This is a genomic window from Ornithinimicrobium avium (assembly GCF_003351765.1).
GTDB lineage: Bacteria > Actinomycetota > Actinomycetes > Actinomycetales > Dermatophilaceae > Ornithinicoccus > Ornithinicoccus avius.
On record NZ_CP031229.1, the window covers coordinates 2,889,592 to 2,904,059 of the forward strand.

A 14,468-nucleotide genomic window follows, 5' to 3' on the forward strand; every position below is an offset into this window, starting at 1 on the left:
GAGCAACGTCTCGCACGGCCCATCGTGCTGGCGTGTGACGGTGAAGTGCCCCAGTTGCACGAGCGGTAGCGGCATGGGCGGATGCTGCCACTAGGGTAGCAATTATTATCCCACCTGGGTAGGATGTATCCATGAAGGTGAGCGTGAGTCTGAGCGAGGAGGATCTCGCGGCCCTCGACCGGTACGTCGAAGAAGCTGGCCTGGAGTCGAGGTCCGCTGCCGTCCAGCAGGCCATCCGCCGCCTGCAGGACCCGCAGCTGGAGGCGGCCTATGCCGACGCCTGGGAGGAGTGGGCCGTCGCGGGGGACGAGGACGTGTGGGCATCAGCGTCCTCGGACGGGCTTACCGATGCTGCGCGGTGAGATCCTTCTCGTCGATCTGGATCCAGTGCGCGGGAGCGAGGCCAACAAGCGGCGCCCCGCGGTGCTCGTCAGCAATGAGCGGGCGAACACCATGGGTCAACGACTCGGTCGTGGAGTAGTCAGCGTCGTGCCCGTCACCAGCAACGTGGAGCGGGTCTTCCCGTTCCAGGTGTTGCTGCCAGCTGACGAGACAGGACTGCGGGTGGACTCCAAGGCCCAGGCGGAGCAGGTGCGCTCGGTCGCAGTCGAGCGGGTCGGTTCTGCGGTAGGCCGGGTGCCGCCCCGCCTCATGGCTGCGGTCGACGAGGCGTTGCGACTCCATCTGCAGCTATGACCGCTCGACGCGCGGCAGAGTCGTGTGTTGGCGCGGCAGGGATTAGAACTGGCGAAGGCGGTCAGCCAGAGGCCCGAGCTGGTTGTCGATGATGTCGAGGATCAGCGCGGGATCTATGCGGAAGTACTCGTGCACGACGACGTTGCGCAGACCTGCAATCGCTCCCCATGGGACCTCTGGTGCGCGGTCGCGCGTCTCGCTGGGTAGCGCCCGAATCGCCTCACCGATCACGGCAAGGTTGCGCAGCACAGCGTCGTAGGCCATCGCTCGGAGGTCCTCGGAGTCAAGATGCTGTGTGTAGTTCTGACAGCGCTCGATGGCGTGCAAGATGTCGATGAATCGTTCCTGCTCGGATCGACTCACAGCGGTACCGCATCTGCCAGTGCGGTGGCTGATACCTCGTCCCGTAACAAGGCCGCGGTAACCACGTCGACCCGTCGCTCCAGGACCTCGCTGAGGTCCTCACCGATACCGGCTACGCGCAACAGAGGATTCCCCGCGTCGGGCAGCAGGTCCACGAGGATGTCGAGGTCGCTGTCGGCGGTGGCGTCGCCGCGGGCAACCGAGCCGAACAGCCTCGGATTCGTCGCACCGTAATGCTGGAGGATCTCGTCGAGGGCGCCACGGTGCGCGGCAAGAGCCGCACGAAGGGCGACGCTGTCGGACGTGACGGTGCTCATGCCTCAAGGATAGAGGGCGGCCACGACACACGCACAGAGCTCGCGCGCAGCGGCAGTAGCGTGCGGCCACGCCCAGTGCGGCAAGAGCGGATGGGTCAAGTTCTGGCGGAGGCCTCGACCGGAGACAGGATGAGTCCTTCGTGGGTCACCGTCGATCCGAGCACTGTGTCGGAGTGGTCCAGGAAGGTGACATCGACGTTGCCAAGCCGGGTGAAGTTCACGGTGTCACCGGTGGGGGCTGGTACGTACTCAAAGAGACCGCCGAGACCGTTCAGTGCATGAAGGATGGCCCGGTCGTACGGGTAACGGTGCAGGACGGCGTTCGGCTGGGGTCCGGGATAACCGGGACGCGCACCGACCCCCACCTGGCGGATGGGAGACAGCCACGCCAGCCCGTGAGTCAACGGGTGATCGGTGTCACCGTCGTGAAACAGCAACTCTATGGTCGTTGTTCTCGGCCGCAGCGACTCCATCCATGTCGCTTGGCCCGCCTGGTCAACGGCGGGGATAATAAGGAACTCAGCGTTCGTGCTCACGTGGCCCTCCTCCCAGTAGACCGAGCCTCTCATGTGCGGAGGCCCACCGGCAACCTCGCCGCGGCATGATCGGACGAGCGTAGCCGTCCTCAGCGCGGCAATACAGTGAGTTCGAGGGCGAGCACGGGGGGTGCTCAGGCATTGCCTCCATACTGCTAGGCAGCGTGACATGACACTCAAGGAGGAGAGCCGTGCCGGACATTGCGCAGCTGATCGTCCGCGACATCGCCGAGGCCCCGTGGTTGCTGGTCATTATTGGAGTGCCGCTCGTCCTCGGTGGTGTCGCTGCGCGAGCAGGCTCGCGACTCGGCTGGGTCGCTGTCGGGCTCACCAGCGCGATGCTTCTCGTCTATCTGGCGTACTACGCGATTCCGTTGCCCAACCTTGGCGCGGCACGAGTAGCCGTCATCGCCATCTCGGTGGCCTTTCTGGCAAGCGCAACCGCCGCTATCGGGTACTTCCGAGGGAGCGCGAGGGTGAACTCCTCGGCGTGACCTAGGCCCACGTGCGTGACGTGCAGATCCACGACTCGCGGGTCACCGCCGTCTCGGTGCGCCGCGGTCCCACCAATCGACCGATGGCTCGTCGCGGTTGATAAGGGACGCGGTCAGCTCGATCGACCCGAGATCGCAGAACTTCCACAATTCCTTGGCCGCCCGCGAGTACTGGAAAAGAACTCGGTCGACCTCCAAGGCGTCCAGCTGCCCCGACCGGAAAGCGTCGATCGCCTCACCAACCCGCTCCACCAGTTTGGCCAGCTCGGCCTCGTGGTATGCAGCGATTGCCTCCCGCGCAGCTCGCCGCTCCGCCTTACTCGACACAACTGTGAGGCTACTCCCGGCTGGCCACCGTCAGAGCCAGCCGGAGAGCTCGACCTCATCTCCACTTGCGGCATTTCCGGATATCCGTCAGGATGCGTCGCCGAGTTTGCGGATGACGTACTGGTTGAGAGCCGGCGCGGCCCGCCGACCCAGTGCAGGCGCTGCGGCACGGCCAGATCGATGCCGCGCTGGTCCGCACCTCGCCCCCCGCTGACCCGGCGCACTCGGACCTGGTGTCGCTGACGTTGTTCACCGAGAAGCTGGTCGCGGCCCTGCCCGCCACAGACTCCAGAGCGCAACAGACCAGTGTCACCCTCCAGGAGCTGTCCGAAGGCCCGCTCGCCGTCTGTGCCACCGCCCCCACGGCCACCGCCGACCTGTGGGCCCACCACGGTCCATCGCCGCGCACCGTCCGCGTGGCGAACACCGACGAGTGGCTCGCCCGAATCACCCTAGGCTAGGCCGTCGGGATCACCGCCGAGGCCACCACCTACAACCACCAGTCTCCTGAGATCGCCTACCTCCCCATCGAGGACGCCCCGCTGGCACAGGCCCGCCTTCTGTGGCCCGCGGCCGGTGCCCACCCGCAGGCGCAACCGTTCGTGCAGGATCCGCCGGGGCAGACCGCGGCTGGTCAGCGTCTGGGGATCGTCCTCTCGGCGGTGATCCGCCTCATGGCTTGCGGTGGGGTGCCGCGGCCTGGCCGTCCCCCGCGAGCCGCTGCAGCAGCAGGGACATCCGGGGCGCGATGACCTCGGTCGTCGCGATGGCCGTGCTGCTGCGGTGCACGCCTGGCGCCAGCTGGATGCGCTGGGTGATCCGATGCAGGTCGACCGTGTCGCGCGCGACGACCCTGAGCATGAGATCCGCGTCCCCGGTGGTGGTGTGCGTCTCGACGACCTCCGGGATCGCGGCGATCGCCGCGTAGACATGGTCGATCTCCTGCTGCGACACCGACACGGTCACGAAGGCGAGCAGCGGACGTCCCAGCGCCGCCGGCGACAGGGCGGTGCTGGGCGGCCGCAGCGCGCCGCCCTCACGGAGCTTCTTCAGGCGCGCGTGCACCGTGTTGCGCGAGATCCCGAGCCGAGCGCTGATCTCGACCAGTGAGGCGTCCATGTCGCCGTCCCGGGCCAAGAGGATTCGGGCATCGACCGCGTCGAGGGTGTGCACCTGACCGACGCTACACCAAGCGCAACCCACCTGGACTATGCATCTGCATACCTGGTGTTTAAGCGGTTGTGCATCTGAGTTGCCCTGCCTACATTTCTCAGGCATGACTACACAACCCGAGCACCTCGACCTGCCCCGGATCGACCTGCGAGGGTTCGTCTCGCCCGTGCAGCTGCTGCCCCGGCTCGGCGATCACCTTGGGCTGGAGGTCTGGTGCAAGCGAGACGACCTGGGCTCGGTCGGTCTGGCGGGCAACAAGGTGCGCAAGCTCGAGGCCGAGCTGGCCCACGCGCGGGCGCTGGGGGCGACCCACATCGTGACCGAGGGATCCCGGCACTCCAACGCGACTCGTGCTGCGGCGGCCGCTGCCGCCGCCCTCGGTCTGCGGTGCACGCTCGTGCTTTGCCACGACGAACCGAAGGAGCCGGTGGGCAACCTCCTGCTCGATGCTCTCTTCGGTGCCGACCTCCGGCTCGTGGGCGACGTGTCCTGGGTGGAGCTGGCGGGGCTGACCACGGACGTGGTGCGCGAGCTCGAGGTTGCTGGCGAGCGCGTGCACCGGCTACCTATAGGCTCGGCCACCGGTCGTGGGGCGGCGAGCTTCGTGCACGCCTACCTCGAGGCCACCGACCAGCTCGCCGCACACGGCGTGGCACCAAGGACTATCGTGCACGCCAGCTCGGGAGGCAGCACGCACGCCGGGCTCGTCCTGGGGCGGACGCTGCGGGGGCAAGCCACGCGCATCCTGGGCGTCGTCGTCGCCGGGGAGGTCTACGAGGACGTCCCGGGTACCTACCTCCGGCTCGCGAACGAGGGGGCCGACCTCGTCGCGCCGGGTCTCCGGGTCACCGGTTCCGACCTCGAGCTGACTCAGGACTACCTGGGAGAGGGGTACGGCGAGGCGGCTCCGGGGGTGACCGAGGCCATCGACCTCATGGCGCGGCTTGAGGGGATCGTGGTCGATCCCGTCTACACCGCCAAGGCCGTCGCCGCGATCATCGACCTGGCCGGGAGAGGGCTCATCGAGGGGCCGGTGCTCTTCTGGCACACCGGCGGCTACCACTCGATGTTCGACCCGAGCCTGGCGGCGAGAGTGTGGGCCAACCTGCCTCGCCTCCGGGACCTCCGGCTCTAGCGCTCGTCGCCGCCTGGGTCGAGGTTGACGGGTCTGGCCATTCGGAGGGCCGCATAGTATCTCCGAGGACAAAGGCCACGGGACCCGAGCGACGAGAACGGGACGCGCCGTGCGGATGCCGAACCCGTGTTTCGGGAAGGCCGACGAGAGCGAGACCTCTCGTCAGCGGTTGAACGGTCTGCACCCGCGCCACAGCAACCGGCAAGACTTGCACGATCAGGAGCTCCCAGCGCGAGTTGTGCAACGTCGCGCGCCTCGCGGCAGGAGCGTGCGCGAGCTTCATGACACGATGGCACGGTGTCCACCAGTCGCACCCGCTTTCGTATCGCAGTGTTGGTGGCGGCCGTCCTCATCGTCGGTGGCTTGCTTGTCAGTGCCGTCATCGGCCCCAACTCCTATGGCTGGTTCGCTTACCAACCCGTGCCCGCCGACGGGCCCGTGCCGGTGATGCTGTTTCCCGAGCAACTGCTAGCGCTCGGCGTCACGCTCACCGGGGCGTTGTTGCTGAGCCTGCTCATCGGGATTCGGATCGGGAGACGGTATTCGGGTGAGCCAACACGGGGAGGCTGACGCCAGCGCGAGCGACTGGCGGCAGTAGCGTGCGGCCACGCTCAGTGCGGCAGATGCGCGCGTTTAGCCCGGGTGCTGGTCGAGCCACTTCTCGGGGGTAAGCGCAGCCGGGGCGGGTTTGCCGATCCTGTCCACCACGGGCTTCCAGACCTTGTCGGGGACGTCTTCTGCGAACCATCCGAATCTGACCAGGCTGGGATGCTCTCGGATGGCATGAATGTCCTTGCTGCTGAGGTTGACCTTGCGAACTAGTTGGAGCTCCTCGAGCGCCGGCGCGGCCAGGATGGGTGCGATTGAGGACAGGCCCTTCATGGAACCCAGTTCGACGCGTGTCAAGGCTGGCATACCGGCGCTCAATGGGAGGGTCTGCACTCTAGGCAGTCCGTACAAGCTGAGCAGCTCGAGGGTTGAGAGCTGTGCGACGTCACCAAGGTCGCTCATGCCGCGGACCTGGTTCACGACCAGCACCCTCAAACTCCGACACCCCGCAATGTGGCGGACGTTCGTCCCGGAGCCACCGCGGATGTCGAGGAACTCCAACCGGGGGAGGCACGCCAAGAGGTTGTCTGGATGCTTCACTGCCCAGAGCGTCAACCGCTTGACTGGCTGCAGCCAGTCGACATCAGCGTCCACCAGCGTGGCGTGGTCGATCCTGACTTCGTCCTTGGACCCCCACCACGCGGCTCTGGCCGCCCCTTCTGACTTGGACACGGCAAGGATCCTGCCAGTAGGTCCGCTTTGAAGGGCGCGAGACACGGCTGGCGGCATGACCGGATGCTGCTACTGAGGTAGCAAATATCATCCTACTCGGGTAGCATCGATGCATGAAGGTGAGTGTGAGTCTGAGCGAGCAAGACCTCGCGGCCCTCGACCGTTACGTGGAAGAAGCTGGCCTCGAGTCGAGGTCCGCTGCCGTCCAGCAGGCCATCCGCCGTCTGCAAGACCCGCAGCTGGAGGCGGCCTATGCCGCCGCCTGGGAGGAGTGGGCCGTCGCAGGGGACGAAGACGCGTGGGCGTCAACGTCCGCGGACGGGCTGACCGATGCTGCGCGGTGAGATCCTTCTCGTCGATCTGGATCCGGTGCGCGGCAGCGAGGCCAACAAGCGGCGGCCCGCGGTGCTCGTCAGCAATGATCGGGCGAACACCATGGCTGAACGACTCGGTCGTGGAGTAGTCACCGTCGTGCCCGTGACCAGCAACGTGGAGCGGATCTTCCCGTTCCAGGTGTTGCTGCCAGCCGACGAGACAGGACTGCGGGTGGACTCCAAGGCCCAGGCGGAGCAGGTGCGCTCCGTCGCAGTCGAGCGGGTCGGTTCTGCGGTAGGCCGGGTGTCGCACCGCCTTATGGCCGCGGTCGACGAAGCGTTGCGAATCCATCTGCAACTGTGACCGCCCGACGCGCGGCAGTAGCGTGCGGCCACGCTCAGTGCGGCTACGTGTTTCATTGACGTCAGGATCGGGCCCGGCCAGGCTCGGTCTGAGGTGACCGGGGTGGTCGCTCTCAGTGCGGCTGCCCACGCCGTTGGCGTGAGGCTTACATTTGGCCTGCGTCGCCCCGGTCACCGCCAGGGCCGGGAGAGGCTCGAGAGGGGTTTGCCCAGCCGTACGTAGCGGTGCCCTCCCAGCTCGACACGAAGTGATGTCGACGCAAGGGAGCAAGGGCATGGACGCAGAGAACCCGCTGGTCGTGATCGGGATGGACCCGCACAAGCGCACCGTCACGATCGAGGTGATGACCAGCCACGAGCAGGTCGTCGGTGGCGGCCGGTTCACTACCGACGCCGACGGCTACGCCCAGCTGCTGGGCTACGCGCGGCAGTGGCCGCAGCGCCTGTGGGCGGTCGAGGGCTGCGCCGGGATCGGCAAGCACGTGGCCTCCCGCCTGGTCGCTGACGGTGAGGACGTGGTCGACGTGCCGGCGAAGATGTCCGCGCGGGTGCGGGTCTTCGCCACCGGCCAGGGCCGTAAGACCGACGCCACCGATGCCCACTCCATCGCCCTGGTCGGTGTCCGCATGGGCGGGCTGCGCCCAGTCGTCGACGACGAGCAGCTGGAGGTGCTGCGCATGTGCGTGGACCGGCGCGCGTCCCTGGGGGCCGAGCACACCCGCAAGGTGTGCCAGCTGCACAAGCTGCTGCTCGAGCTCATCCCCGGCGGGGCCAAGCGGTCCCTGTCCGCGGCGCAGGCAAAGGAGCTGCTCAAGAAGGTCCGCCCGACGACCGTGGCGGGCAAGGTGCGCAAGGCCCACGCGGTCGAGCTGGCCGAGGACCTGGCCAAGATCTACGCCCGCACCAAGGCCGCGGACAAGGAGCTGAAGTCGCTGGTGAAAGCCACCGGGACCGGCCTGATCGACCTGCACGGCATCGGCCCCTCCGGCGCCGCGCGGCTGCTGGTCGAGGTCGCCGACATCACCCGCTTCCCCGACCGCAACCACTTCGCGTCCTGGACAGGCACCGCCCCCGTGGACGCCTCCTCCGGGGACCACACCCACCACCGGCTCTCCCGCAAGGGGAACCGGCAGATCAACCGGGTGCTGCACATCATGGCCGTCGTCCATCTGCGGCACGCGACCGAGGGCCGTGCCTACTACGACCGCAAGGTCGCTGCCGGCAAGACGCCGATGGAAGCGATGCGTTGCCTCAAACGGCGCCTGTCCGACCTGGTCTATAAGGCGATGCTCGACGACCTCGCCGGGCCCACGGCGACGGGCCCGGGAGGGCAACGGGGTGACGACTCTGACTCCAGCGTGACCGGCTCACAACCCGATGCCGGCTCTTCGGACAAGCCACTTCCCGGACCCGCCACCACCAAGCGTAGAACCTCCCTCCCAGCGGCGTCTTGACACAGAGGGGTGCCAGTAGCGTGTGGGCGGTGTCAGGGCGAGGGCGGTGGTTGCTGACCGTTGCAGGCCGCGCCAGCCCCAAGGTGGATCGTCTCGCTGTCGGCGTCTACCGTGACCGTCAGATTAAGGCACATCGGTTCGGCGACCATGAGCCCACCGGGAAATGCGAACCACCCAGTCCCGGCGCAGCCGTCGGTCCAGACTCGGGAGGAGAAGGCTGGTGGACTGCCCCACCCGATGAGCGCGCCCTGGGATGCGTGTTCAACCTCGATGCTCATGGGCGCGTTGGCCCGTAGTAGCAGCCCGGTCTTGGCGAAGTAGTTCGGCGGGGGCTCATCTGGTCGTTGGACGGCCTGGAGGGCGTGCGTGGCGCTCTCCGATGTGGGAAGGGCCACGGAGCCGAGGATGGCCTGATACTCCGTCGGGACCTCAGCCGCGTTGTCGATGGCGTCCACGCATTCCAGCATGAGGCCATCAGGCTTGGCGTCCGCAGAACTTATGAGCTCCGGGGAGTGCGTCGGTGGGGTATTGCTCGGGGCCAGGTCCTCGTTGCAGGCTGCGACGACGAGAGCAGCCAGAAGGGAGATGGCGACCGGTCGCATAAGGCCAACTATGCCCGATCGTGCCGCTGCCTAGGTGGCAACTTTGTGCGAGCGGCCCGCAAGGGATGCGGCTCACGCGTCTCCGCCCGCATGCTTCGGGGAGCCCTCCTAAGGGGAGGCCCTGGCATGGCAACTCGCGGCATGGTCGGACGCTACGCGACGACAGCGGCATGGTCGGACGCTACGCGACGACAGCGGCATGGTCGGACGCTACGCGACGACAGCGGCATGGTCGGACGCTACGCGACGACAGCGGCATGGTCGGACGCTACGCGACGACAGCGGCATGGTCGGACGCTACGCGACGACAGCGGCATGGTCGGACGCTACGCGACGACAGCGGCATGGTCGGACGCTACGCGACGACAGCGGCATGGTCGGACGCTACGCGACGACAGCGGCAGGACAGGGCGTTGACCTGCGGCCTGTTGTGGCTACACTTGTGGCTATGATTGTGGATACTTCGATGGCCCTGCGTGATGTGAAGAATCGCCTGTCCGAGGTGGTGGACCAGGTCGAGCGCGAGCATGACCGGGTGGTGATCACTCGGCACGGCAAGCCGGTGGCTGTGGTGATCAGCGCCGATGACCTCGAGTCGTTGGAGGAGACGCTGAAGGTCGTGAGCCGACCAAGACTCATCAGTCAGGTCCGAGACAGCCTTGCCGAGCTCGTGGCTGGCGAGGCCGAGGCCCTCAGCAAGGAGGACATTCTTGCGAGGCTGCGCGCCTGATGACGGAGCAGTACGAGGTCGCGTGGACGCCTACGGCCAAGCGCGCTCTGCAGCGACTGCCCGAAAAAGTGGCCACGGCGGCCATCGAGTTCATCTACGGCCCACTCGCGAGCAATCCCCAGCGCGTCGGCAAAGCCTTGCGCTTCGACCTCGAAGGACTGCACAGCGCACGACGCGGCTCGTACAGGATCATCTACCGGATCGATGAGCGCGTGACCGTCATTGCGATCGAGCACCGCGCAGACGTCTACCGATGATGATCTCCATCGGCATAAGAGCCTCCCGCGGAGCACCTTGAGCCAGTTCGTAAACCGACCGACCCGCGGCAGAAGAGGATGCCGGGACGTCGGCCTCAGTGCAGCCTTCGGGAACCGCGAGCGATGGATGGACCAGTGACCGGAGATGAACCGACGAGGGCGGCAGTCCGGTTCGATGCTGTGTCCGAGCGGCGGGCGGCTCGTCGCCCTCGCCAGCAGCCGGTTCCGGTCAGGGTCAGAAAAGCAAGGGTTGCGATCCACCATCCGGGGTGGCTCGGTTCCCAGTCCTGCAAGTACGCGGGGTCGGCCAACTGCGCGTTCAAGTGCGCCTGCTGTGCCGCGTAAGTATGCTCGCCGATCACTTCACCGAGGATGACTCCCACGCCGTATCCACCAAGGCTCCAAGGCACTGAGCGGGGCGCGAGCAGGGCCGCGATCAGGGCCAAGGGCCCAAATAGAACGGGGATTGCCTCGGCGGCCCAGTGGGGGGTGTAGAGCAGGGCCAGTGGTCCGGTGCCGAGCCAGAAGGCTAGGCCGAAGCTGGCGGTGAGGACGAGGACGGCGGTTCCCCTGCTGCGCATGACTGAACGTAGCGCCAGTTCGTCTGACCGCACCAGGACAGAGGGTAGAACGCGACCGAACCGTGACGTTGCGACCAGACCCGTCCGCATCTCGACGGCGATCCGAGCCTCCTCACCAGACTCATGGTCGGACGCTGCGCGCCGACAGCGGCATGAGAGTGACGTTCTGTTGACCCGTCGGACCGTTGTTCCGCCCCTCCGAAGTGTGGCCTCGTCCCCCTCAGACGATGGCGGGTGCCGGTCAAGCGCCGTCCATCGGCGTATGTTGGAGGAGGTCTTCTGCGAAGGAGCAGGGAATGGGCAAGAGTACGAACCGTCCGAAGACGAGCGCCGGCGGTCTCCGTGTGCTTCTGATGCTGGTTTCTGCCCTGACGGTCGCCGGATGCCTTGGTGATCCGTCCCCAGACCCGGAGAGCGCGCCTTTGGAGGTCGTCATGGATGGGTGCAAGCTCAACCGCTCAGATGTAGCGGCTGGCACGCATGAGGTCTCGGTCCTGGGGGCCGGAGTGGTCGAGATATCCGATGCTTCGGGGCAGGTAGTGCTTTCAGTTTCCTCGGAGGAGAACGGTCAAGGCCAGCTGCAGACAACCGCCCAGTCCTACACCGTGAGATGCACTACGTCCTCTGGTGTCGAATCGTCAGCAGAACTGGACTCAGCACCCGCTGGCGAGTGAACGCGAGCCAGATTCACTCCAGAGATCAAGCAACGCGCGGCATGAGCGTGCGACCACGCTCCTGGCGGCAGAAGCGTGCGACCGTGGCGGCGGACTGCAACAAGATCCAACTCTCGAGAGCGCGAAGTCCCTGCCCTGCGCGTCCACGTGACGTCGCCTACTAAGGGAAATCAGTAGGCGCACAAACGCGCATCCCGCTTGAGGGCCTGTCACCCACGACTGCTAGCGTCCCTCCCGATACGGCAGGGACAAAGTGGAGGGGCAAGACATGACGCGGCTTTTCGCCATGATGGCAACTGGGTGCGCAGCGATGGTGCTGAGCGCCTGCGGCGGGGATACAAGTCCACAAATGGTGACTGTGACGGAGACGGTGACCCAGCCTGCGGCGGCACCTTCGCCGTCGTCGGACGACTCCGAGGTCACAGGAACGAGCAGCCCGAATCCCACGACGGAAGATGCCGCCGAGGCAAGCTCCGCGACAACGGAGGACGGGAACGCGAGCGAATACGACTTCGGTGAGCCCGAGACCAACTCCCGTGGCAACCTGGTCAAAGACGTCGGTCAATGGGCAGGCATGACCCTGCCCAACGGCGACTTCACCACCGTGTTCCGGGTCACCGACATCGAGGTCGATGTCGCGTGCACTTCTCCTTACGCGCAACCGGCTAAGAACGGGCAGTTCGTGGCGCTCACTTTTGAGGTCCACACCATGCCGGAGCTTGCTGAGGACCCATTTGGCCAGGTGAATATCTCCTCACACGGCTTCTCTGTCTTCGACGAAGACAGCAAGCGCGAGAACGACTCCGTCGGCAACGCGTATGGGTGCCTGAACGAAAACGAAGTGCTGCCCCAGACGATCGGACCCGGGGAAGAGGTGAAGGGCAGGATCGTTCTGGACACGAGTGTGGAGTCAGGGTCGATCACGCTGAACGGCATGAACATGGGTGTCGATGGCGCGTGGGCCTGGGAGTTCTAGGCGCTCCGCAGACTGTGCCGTCAAGTGCAGCAGGCGGCGGGGCCGTCGGGCTGGCGCCTGGCAATACCAAGGCCGACTTCATTCGGCAGCAGTGAGTGGCGAGCTCCTATGCCGAGTTGACGACCAATTGGGAACTATCCGTCAGAGTCGCGCGTCTTGACTACAACGGCACGGTGATCAGTAGACGATTGGGGGAGTTGTGGAGCTGGAGGGCATGGCTTGGGCGATCCTGCGCACTCGGTGGGCGAAGACCGCGATGGGCACGCTCTTCGCTCTCACTGTCCTCGTCTTCTATCCCGAGCAGATGATCGGCTGGTTGGTGGAAGCCTCACAGACGCGCGCGGAGTGGATGGCGCACCGGCTTGTCGAGGCGGTTCTACCAACTACTCCCGACATCGGTGGATGAGGGAGCCGGCCCACGAGACCACTGCCGGCGACCACTGGTGCGCAGGAGTGTGCGAGCACTCTCCAGGCGGCATGGTCGGACGCTACGCGACCACAGCGGCAGAAGCGTGCGACTGTACTCTCCGCTTGTGAGACGTACCGCGGAGCGAAAGGTTCTGCGCAGCCCAGTCAGCATCGGGGTGCATCTGGGGTTCGCCGTCGCGGTTTCCCGGCTCTTCACAATGCAGGGTGTAGTTGGGGTCTGAATCCGCCGGCTTCCAGGAGAGCTCTGGCGATGTAGTGGGTGAGGTTGCGGAAGTCCAGGGCCAGGCCGCGTAGGTGCTCGAGTCGACCGTTCACGGCTTCGGTAGGTCCGTTGCTGGTGCGCGGCCGCTCGAAGTAGGCCAGGACGTCGCAGGCGCGTCTGGTCAGGGTGCGGCCGAGCTTGCGCAGCTCGACCAGCGGCCCCGGGACGCCGTCGGTGAGGGCGTCGATGACGGACTGCATCTCGGTACGGCCGCCCGCGCGGTCGGGGTCGCGGTAGGCGTGGATCATCCGCTGGTAGATGCCCCAGGTGCACTCCACCTGTACGTGCTCATCGCCGGCGAAGAGCTTGTCGAGGCGGTCCTGCTGCTTCTCGGTGAGCAGGTCGGCGCCGGTGTGCAGGGTCCGCCGTGCGGAGTACAGGGGGTCGCCCTTGCGGCCGCGGTGCCCGTGCAGGTCCTGCTGCACGCGGCGTCGGCACTCATCCAGCGCGTCCCCGGCTAACCGGATGACGTGGAAGGGGTCCATGACCGTGACCGCGTCGGGCAGTTCCTCGGTGGTGGCGGTCTTGAACCCAGAGAACCCGTCCATGGCCACGACCTCGATGCCGTCCCGCCAGGCCTGGTCCCGCTCGGCCAGCCAGTCCTTGAACGCCTTCTTCGAGCGGCCCTCGACCACGTCCAGCAGCCGGGAGGGCCCGGTACCGTCGCGGACCGGGGTGAGGTCGATGATCACGGTGACGTACTTGTCCCCCTTGCGCGTGTGCCGCCACACGTGCTCGTCGACCCCGACGACCTTGACGCCGTTCAGGCGGGCCGGGTCAGCGATGAGCAGACGCTGTCCTTCGGCCAGGACCGCGTTGTTGGCGGTGTTCCACGACACCGCGAGGCCCTCGGCGACCCTGGACATGGACAGGTGCTGGATCACGATCGCGACCAGGCCCCACCGCAGCCCGGCGCGCGAGATCTTGGCCCGCGGCGGCGCGGCCTTGGTGGTGTCCTGACGCCACACGTGTCCGCAGTCCGGGGCACCGGTAGCGGCGCACGGTGATCAACAGGGTCGTGGGGCGCCACCCGAACGGTTCGTGCGCCAGCTCCCGGGTCACCGTGTCGCGTGGGGTGCCCTGGCAGCCGCACCGCCTGCACCAGTCATCGGCTTCCACGACCCGACACTTCAAGACGGCCCGGTGAGGCTCGATGAGCTGGCCGGTGACCTCCAGGCCGAGGTCGTCCAGACGAGAAGGTGGTCAGGTCAGGGCAGGTGAAGGTAGCGTCAGGCACGTCGAGGTCTTCCCGGTGGGCGGTGTGAGAACTCCCATCATCGGAAGACCTCGACACCTACCCCGGCACCGACGCGCGGACGGACCTCTACACCCTCATCTGCGAAGAGCCGGTTTCCCTGCTCGTGCTACCTGCACCTCTTGAGAACCCTGACAACTGGCGCATCGTGCAAGTCATTCTCGCCGTGTGCTCGTTCTACCTCGTGTTGGCCCTCCGTCAGAAGGTCGTCTTGGACGGCGACGGGGCCACGGTGCAAGGCATGGTCTT

Annotated in this window: 20 protein-coding genes and 1 pseudogene; 13 read left to right on the plus strand and 8 right to left on the minus strand. The window is 66.5% G+C overall.

All coding sequences use genetic code 11. From position 1 onward, the window contains the following. Positions 1–131: 131 nt before the first annotated feature. Together DV701_RS13115 and DV701_RS13120 are read left to right on the plus strand one after the other, a co-directional pair. Complete coding sequence (locus tag DV701_RS13115) at positions 132–362, plus strand: ribbon-helix-helix domain-containing protein (protein WP_114928871.1); 231 nt, start codon at positions 132–134, stop codon at positions 360–362. Continuing rightward, positions 349–696 carry a type II toxin-antitoxin system PemK/MazF family toxin gene (locus DV701_RS13120; protein WP_114928873.1) on the plus strand — a complete coding sequence of 116 codons (348 nt, stop codon included), beginning with the start codon at positions 349–351 and terminating at the stop codon, positions 694–696. Before DV701_RS13115 ends, DV701_RS13120 begins: the two co-directional genes overlap by 14 nt. A gap of 42 nt (positions 697–738) precedes the next feature. Here the strand turns inward: DV701_RS13120 and DV701_RS13125 are convergent, their stop codons facing one another. The 3 genes from DV701_RS13125 to DV701_RS13135 form a co-directional block, all read right to left on the minus strand. Further along, positions 739–1,059 carry a HepT-like ribonuclease domain-containing protein gene (locus tag DV701_RS13125; RefSeq protein ID WP_202863531.1) on the minus strand — a complete coding sequence of 107 codons (321 nt, stop codon included), beginning with the start codon at positions 1,057–1,059 and terminating at the stop codon, positions 739–741. Further along, positions 1,056–1,376: a nucleotidyltransferase family protein gene (locus DV701_RS13130; protein WP_114928875.1), complete on the minus strand. Its 321-nt coding sequence runs from the start codon at positions 1,374–1,376 to the stop codon at positions 1,056–1,058. Before DV701_RS13130 ends, DV701_RS13125 begins: the two co-directional genes overlap by 4 nt. 95 nt (positions 1,377–1,471) lie before the next feature. After that, positions 1,472–1,912: a hypothetical protein gene (locus tag DV701_RS13135; RefSeq protein WP_162803026.1), complete on the minus strand. Its 441-nt coding sequence runs from the start codon at positions 1,910–1,912 to the stop codon at positions 1,472–1,474. 191 nt (positions 1,913–2,103) lie between these two features. Here DV701_RS13135 and DV701_RS13140 point away from each other — a divergent pair, with 191 nt between their 5' ends. After that, positions 2,104–2,406 (plus strand): hypothetical protein, encoded by a 303-nt coding sequence (locus DV701_RS13140; protein ID WP_114928877.1) that lies wholly within the window; start codon positions 2,104–2,106, stop codon positions 2,404–2,406. Between the two features lie 42 nt (positions 2,407–2,448). Here DV701_RS13140 and DV701_RS13145 read toward each other — a convergent pair whose 3' ends face one another. After that, positions 2,449–2,733 carry a hypothetical protein gene (locus tag DV701_RS13145; RefSeq protein WP_022920210.1) on the minus strand — a complete coding sequence of 95 codons (285 nt, stop codon included), beginning with the start codon at positions 2,731–2,733 and terminating at the stop codon, positions 2,449–2,451. Positions 2,734–2,885: 152 nt separating this feature from the next. Between DV701_RS13145 and DV701_RS13150 the strand changes: the two genes are divergently transcribed. Further along, positions 2,886–3,194: a LysR family transcriptional regulator substrate-binding protein gene (locus DV701_RS13150; protein WP_022920209.1), complete on the plus strand. Its 309-nt coding sequence runs from the start codon at positions 2,886–2,888 to the stop codon at positions 3,192–3,194. A 211-nt stretch (positions 3,195–3,405) separates the two neighbouring features. Here DV701_RS13150 and DV701_RS13155 read toward each other — a convergent pair whose 3' ends face one another. After that, positions 3,406–3,906 (minus strand): Lrp/AsnC family transcriptional regulator, encoded by a 501-nt coding sequence (locus DV701_RS13155; protein WP_022920208.1) that lies wholly within the window; start codon positions 3,904–3,906, stop codon positions 3,406–3,408. 103 nt (positions 3,907–4,009) lie between these two features. Between DV701_RS13155 and DV701_RS13160 the strand changes: the two genes are divergently transcribed. Together DV701_RS13160 and DV701_RS13165 are read left to right on the plus strand one after the other, a co-directional pair. Beyond that, positions 4,010–5,041 carry a 1-aminocyclopropane-1-carboxylate deaminase/D-cysteine desulfhydrase gene (locus DV701_RS13160; protein WP_114928878.1) on the plus strand — a complete coding sequence of 344 codons (1,032 nt, stop codon included), beginning with the start codon at positions 4,010–4,012 and terminating at the stop codon, positions 5,039–5,041. A gap of 297 nt (positions 5,042–5,338) precedes the next feature. Next, positions 5,339–5,611, plus strand: coding sequence for a hypothetical protein (locus DV701_RS13165; protein WP_114928879.1), 273 nt, complete (start codon positions 5,339–5,341; stop codon positions 5,609–5,611). A 63-nt stretch (positions 5,612–5,674) separates the two neighbouring features. On the opposite strand, the gene DV701_RS13170 is transcribed toward DV701_RS13165, so the two are convergent. Further along, a complete protein-coding gene (locus tag DV701_RS13170; RefSeq protein WP_228255026.1) occupies positions 5,675–6,322 on the minus strand; it encodes a hypothetical protein in 648 nt (215 codons plus the stop codon). A 113-nt stretch (positions 6,323–6,435) separates the two neighbouring features. Here DV701_RS13170 and DV701_RS13175 point away from each other — a divergent pair, with 113 nt between their 5' ends. From DV701_RS13175 to DV701_RS13185, 3 genes are all read left to right on the plus strand, one after another. Beyond that, complete coding sequence (locus DV701_RS13175; protein WP_114928881.1) at positions 6,436–6,666, plus strand: ribbon-helix-helix domain-containing protein; 231 nt, start codon at positions 6,436–6,438, stop codon at positions 6,664–6,666. Beyond that, complete coding sequence (locus DV701_RS13180; protein WP_114928882.1) at positions 6,653–7,000, plus strand: type II toxin-antitoxin system PemK/MazF family toxin; 348 nt, start codon at positions 6,653–6,655, stop codon at positions 6,998–7,000. The genes DV701_RS13175 and DV701_RS13180 overlap by 14 nt, the downstream gene beginning before the upstream one ends. A gap of 274 nt (positions 7,001–7,274) precedes the next feature. Beyond that, positions 7,275–8,453, plus strand: a complete 1,179-nt coding sequence (locus DV701_RS13185) for an IS110 family RNA-guided transposase (protein WP_114928883.1) — start codon at positions 7,275–7,277, stop codon at positions 8,451–8,453. A gap of 32 nt (positions 8,454–8,485) precedes the next feature. On the opposite strand, the gene DV701_RS13190 is transcribed toward DV701_RS13185, so the two are convergent. Further along, positions 8,486–9,055, minus strand: a complete 570-nt coding sequence (locus DV701_RS13190) for a hypothetical protein (RefSeq protein ID WP_114928884.1) — start codon at positions 9,053–9,055, stop codon at positions 8,486–8,488. 448 nt (positions 9,056–9,503) lie between these two features. On the opposite strand from DV701_RS13190, the gene DV701_RS13195 reads away from it, so the two are divergent. From DV701_RS13195 to DV701_RS13210, 4 genes are all read left to right on the plus strand, one after another. Further along, positions 9,504–9,785, plus strand: a complete 282-nt coding sequence (locus DV701_RS13195) for a type II toxin-antitoxin system Phd/YefM family antitoxin (RefSeq protein ID WP_228255027.1) — start codon at positions 9,504–9,506, stop codon at positions 9,783–9,785. Further along, positions 9,785–10,042 carry a type II toxin-antitoxin system RelE family toxin gene (locus DV701_RS13200; RefSeq protein ID WP_114928885.1) on the plus strand — a complete coding sequence of 86 codons (258 nt, stop codon included), beginning with the start codon at positions 9,785–9,787 and terminating at the stop codon, positions 10,040–10,042. The genes DV701_RS13195 and DV701_RS13200 overlap by 1 nt, the downstream gene beginning before the upstream one ends. A 1,523-nt stretch (positions 10,043–11,565) precedes the next feature. Beyond that, positions 11,566–12,273 carry a hypothetical protein gene (locus tag DV701_RS13205; RefSeq protein WP_162803027.1) on the plus strand — a complete coding sequence of 236 codons (708 nt, stop codon included), beginning with the start codon at positions 11,566–11,568 and terminating at the stop codon, positions 12,271–12,273. A gap of 199 nt (positions 12,274–12,472) precedes the next feature. Then, positions 12,473–12,679, plus strand: a complete 207-nt coding sequence (locus DV701_RS13210) for a hypothetical protein (protein ID WP_114928887.1) — start codon at positions 12,473–12,475, stop codon at positions 12,677–12,679. Positions 12,680–12,894: 215 nt separating this feature from the next. On the opposite strand, the pseudogene DV701_RS13215 reads toward DV701_RS13210, so the two are convergent. After that, positions 12,895–14,201 (minus strand): annotated as a pseudogene (locus tag DV701_RS13215) (ISL3 family transposase). Between the last annotated feature and the right edge of the window lie 267 nt (positions 14,202–14,468).

Coding starts and splice junctions, on each gene's coding strand:
- DV701_RS13115 (WP_114928871.1), top strand. CDS start 132: ATGAAGGTGAGCGTGAGTCTGAGCGAGGAGGATCTCGCGGCCCTCGAC.
- DV701_RS13120 (WP_114928873.1), top strand. CDS start 349: ATGCTGCGCGGTGAGATCCTTCTCGTCGATCTGGATCCAGTGCGCGGG.
- DV701_RS13130 (WP_114928875.1), bottom strand. CDS start 1,376: ATGAGCACCGTCACGTCCGACAGCGTCGCCCTTCGTGCGGCTCTTGCC.
- DV701_RS13160 (WP_114928878.1), top strand. CDS start 4,010: ATGACTACACAACCCGAGCACCTCGACCTGCCCCGGATCGACCTGCGA.
- DV701_RS13175 (WP_114928881.1), top strand. CDS start 6,436: ATGAAGGTGAGTGTGAGTCTGAGCGAGCAAGACCTCGCGGCCCTCGAC.
- DV701_RS13180 (WP_114928882.1), top strand. CDS start 6,653: ATGCTGCGCGGTGAGATCCTTCTCGTCGATCTGGATCCGGTGCGCGGC.
- DV701_RS13185 (WP_114928883.1), top strand. CDS start 7,275: ATGGACGCAGAGAACCCGCTGGTCGTGATCGGGATGGACCCGCACAAG.
- DV701_RS13190 (WP_114928884.1), bottom strand. CDS start 9,055: ATGCGACCGGTCGCCATCTCCCTTCTGGCTGCTCTCGTCGTCGCAGCC.
- DV701_RS13195 (WP_228255027.1), top strand. CDS start 9,504: ATGATTGTGGATACTTCGATGGCCCTGCGTGATGTGAAGAATCGCCTG.
- DV701_RS13200 (WP_114928885.1), top strand. CDS start 9,785: ATGACGGAGCAGTACGAGGTCGCGTGGACGCCTACGGCCAAGCGCGCT.
- DV701_RS13205 (WP_162803027.1), top strand. CDS start 11,566: ATGACGCGGCTTTTCGCCATGATGGCAACTGGGTGCGCAGCGATGGTG.